At 40.5% G+C, this 3442-nt stretch carries 2 protein-coding genes and 1 pseudogene; all 3 read left to right on the top strand.

The genetic code is table 11. The features are described from left to right. The first annotated feature begins 297 nt into the window (after positions 1–297). The gene (locus tag DXD25_RS15895) at positions 298–1170 is read left to right on the top strand and encodes a lipopolysaccharide assembly protein LapB (RefSeq protein ID WP_117664344.1); all 873 of its coding nucleotides are present in this window, start codon (positions 298–300) and stop codon (positions 1168–1170) included. A gap of 398 nt (positions 1171–1568) precedes the next feature. Continuing rightward, positions 1569–2618 (top strand): annotated as a pseudogene (locus tag DXD25_RS15890) (site-specific integrase); the annotation flags it as partial. A 451-nt stretch (positions 2619–3069) separates the two neighbouring features. Continuing rightward, positions 3070–3279: a helix-turn-helix domain-containing protein gene (locus tag DXD25_RS15885; protein ID WP_117664343.1), complete on the top strand. Its 210-nt coding sequence runs from the start codon at positions 3070–3072 to the stop codon at positions 3277–3279. Positions 3280–3442: the final 163 nt, after the last annotated feature.

Raw genomic sequence — 3442 nt, 5'->3', positions numbered from 1 at the left:
TAGATATATAAGAATAAAAGAAAAAGAGGGGGTACTTGAAAAATAACTGAGACAACTGAGACTGAGATTTTTGATGCCTTTAACTGAAATCAAAAACAATTCTAACTCCCTATCAAGCAGATGTTTATGTGGATGGTATTCGTGCGTCTAAGTTTGTCACCTTCTGCTCGTAATCAGAAAAAAGAAAATATTTCTTCCAAAAAAGGGGCGTTTTTCGGGATTTTATTCGTATTTTTGCCCTGTCGTTTGATACGATTTCAACAAAAACAATTCAAAACCTAAAAAAATAGTTGGATTATGAACATATTTAAAAAGCTATTTGGTGGGCAAAAGACTACTGAGGAAGTGAAACAGGAGAAGGAAAAGGGCTTCGACATGGTGAAATATGATGGTGTGCGTGCTCTCAGAATGCACCAATTCGACCTTGCTGCCAAGTTTCTGGAACAAGCTCTGCAGCTGAATGCTGAAGATCTGGAATGCCGCGACTATCTTTCTCGTGCCTACATCTCGATGGGCAACCTGCAGCAGGCTTACGCCCAGTTGCAGAAAATCTCGGAGGCACAGCCCGACAACGTGGCGGTGTTGCTGCGTATGGCGGATGTGGCGTATATGATGGAGGATTATATCGCCATGACGGATGTGTGCGACAAGGCTCTACAGCTGGATGCAGAGAATGTAGAGACGTATTTCTTCTATGCCAGAGCCTGCAGAGGGCTGGGCGACGCAACCCGTGCCGTGTCGATGCTGACAGAGGCGATAGGCAAGCGTGATGATTTCTATGCCGCCCGATTGCTTCGTGGCAGCATCCTGTTGGATCAGGCTCAGCTTTCCGAGGCAGAACTCGATGCAACTTTCCTCTATGAGCATATTCCGGGCAACGAGGATGTGCTGTTGCTGAAGGCTCGTGTAGAGAAGGCGCAGGGAAAGATGGAGGAGGCTGAACAGACCTACGGTAAGGTGATGGATGTAAATCCTTTCTCTATTGATGCGTATCGCGAGCGCAGCGAGGTTCGCAGAAGTCTGGGTGATAGTGCCGGTGCTGCCGAGGATGAGGCTGCAGCCAAGGAAATGGGTGCCGAAATTCCGGAACCATCAGAGGGAATAGAGCAGAAAATAAAGGAAAAAATGCAGCAGATGGACCCCTATAAGGTTTTCCATAACGAATACTGAATAATAGAATTTCATCTTTCTAACTGGAAAAAAATATTTTCCCAGTTAGAAAGTACATATAAAAAATGTTTGAGAGAAGAATGAGGAAAGTTTACTGGTTATCAGTTACTTTCCTCATTTTGGTTAAAAGTGGCGAGGACAGACGAAGACGGGAATACGACAAGATGAGACAGAGGAACGTTACCTATCCGTAACCTATACCCCAAATGAGGAATGTTAAGGTTCGGAAGAATGAGGAAGGTTACGAATTGAATTTGAATACTCTGATTTATAGTGAGTTACTGATGAGTAACGTAAGATTTTTGGTTACGAACCAAATTTGCCGTGTTCTGCCGTGAAATGCGTAGCAAGAAAAGACTCTTCATGTATTAATTTTGAACGCAAAAAAGAATGACGTTATGAAGAGTACATTTTCAATTATCTTCTACCTCAAAAGACAGGTAGTAAAGAAAGATGGTACAGTTCCAGTTATGGGACGTATCACAGTGGACGGAACACAGGCGCAGTTCAGTTGCAAGACAACTGCCAATCCAGATTTGTGGGATACCAAGGGCGGACGCATGATAGGTAAGAGTATGCAGGCTTTGGAAGTGAACCGCAAATTGGACAAGATGCGTGTGAGTATCAGTAAGCATTATCAGGAGATTATGGACAGGGACAACTTCGTTACTGCCGACAAGGTGAAGAATGCCTTTCTTGGCTTGGAGTATCGTTGCCATACACTGATGAAAGTCTATTCTCAAAGCCGTGATGAAATGGAAAAGCAATATAAGGCTGGCATGAAATCTTTGAGTACATACACGAAGTATAGAATTGGGTGTGCCTATGTGGGCGAGTTCTTGCAGACACATTACCATGTGAAGGATATTGCTCTGAAAGAGTTGTCGCTGCCTTTTATCACAGACTACGAGACTTTTCTCAGAACCGACAAGCACTTGAAGATAAACTCTGCGATGGTGTTTGTCCGCAATCTCCGTGCAATGGTATTCCGTGCCATAGATAATGAATGGCTCGTAAAAGACCCATTCAGACGATATGAGTACAAGGAAGAAGAGACCACAAGAGAGTTTCTGAGCAAAGAAGAGATTCACCTGTTGATGGAAATACCTATCACAAGAAAGAAGATGAGTATGGTGCGTGACTTGTTCCTGTTCTGTTGTTTTACAGGTCTCGCTTTCATTGATCTGTACAACTTGAAGGAAGAGAACATCAAGGAATTTTTCGATGAAGGTGAATGGATCGTTATCCATCGACAGAAGACTGGAACGGAAGCCAACATCAAGTTGCTTGATTATCCCAAGCAAATTATGGAAAAATACCGTGGATTGTGTGAAGACGGCAGGGTGTTTCCAGTACCCAACTACCAAAGTTGTATGGATTCGCTCAAAAGACTGGGCAAAAAATGTGGTATCACCAAGCCGCTGTCCTGGCATGTCTCGAGTCATAGCAAAATCTTTTATTAATTGAATATCAACGAGTTAAGTGCTTTAAAGAATGTAACTGCTAACGATTTAGAAACGAGCTATATTCTTTTTCTTTCACAACTTTGCAATATACAAAGAACGCTTTGATTTCGAGTGCAAAGTTAAATCTAATTTCTGAAAAACAACATTTTACGCTGTGATTTTACAAAATATTAAGATTAGTCTTTGCAAAGGTAAAAGAGTAGTTACCAACAGTAATTTTCATGTAACGTCATTTTAAGAGTACGGCAAAAAGAACATATTCATAAACGCATATATGTATCTTGCCATATTGGGAAATCAATTGCTTAGTTCCATTTTTGCAGATTTTATTTCTATTTTGTCTAAATTACGACGGAATACAGCAGATTTTCAAGGGATTTGGATGGATTATCACGATAAAATATTATTTTTGTAGCGTAAAAACGATAAAAACATGAAGTTAAATCGCATAAGAGCAGTCTTAGAGGACAAAGTGATAAGCCAAACATGGCTTGCAAAGAAGTTAGGAAGGAGTTTCAGTACGGTCAATGCTTACGTATGCAACCGTTCTCAACCCAACCTTACCACACTTCTTGAAATTGCACAGTTCTTGTCTGTGGATATGAAAGAACTTATCACGGACAAAAAGGAACGCAATGATTGAAGAGATTATGAGAGACAAAATAATATCATAACATCATTTTGTGGATAAACTAAAATATAATATTTGCAAAATAAATTGAACTTTTCTCATAAGAAAAGAAATATACTATAAGAGTTCATATCTCTCTACATGTTAAATTATTAATTGCTGATAACTATGAGAC

Source organism: Prevotella sp. TF12-30 (genome assembly GCF_003436715.1).
Lineage (GTDB): Bacteria > Bacteroidota > Bacteroidia > Bacteroidales > Bacteroidaceae > Prevotella > Prevotella copri_A.
Note: the sequence above shows the minus strand (reverse complement) of the source record. Positions and strands in the feature narration are given on the sequence as shown.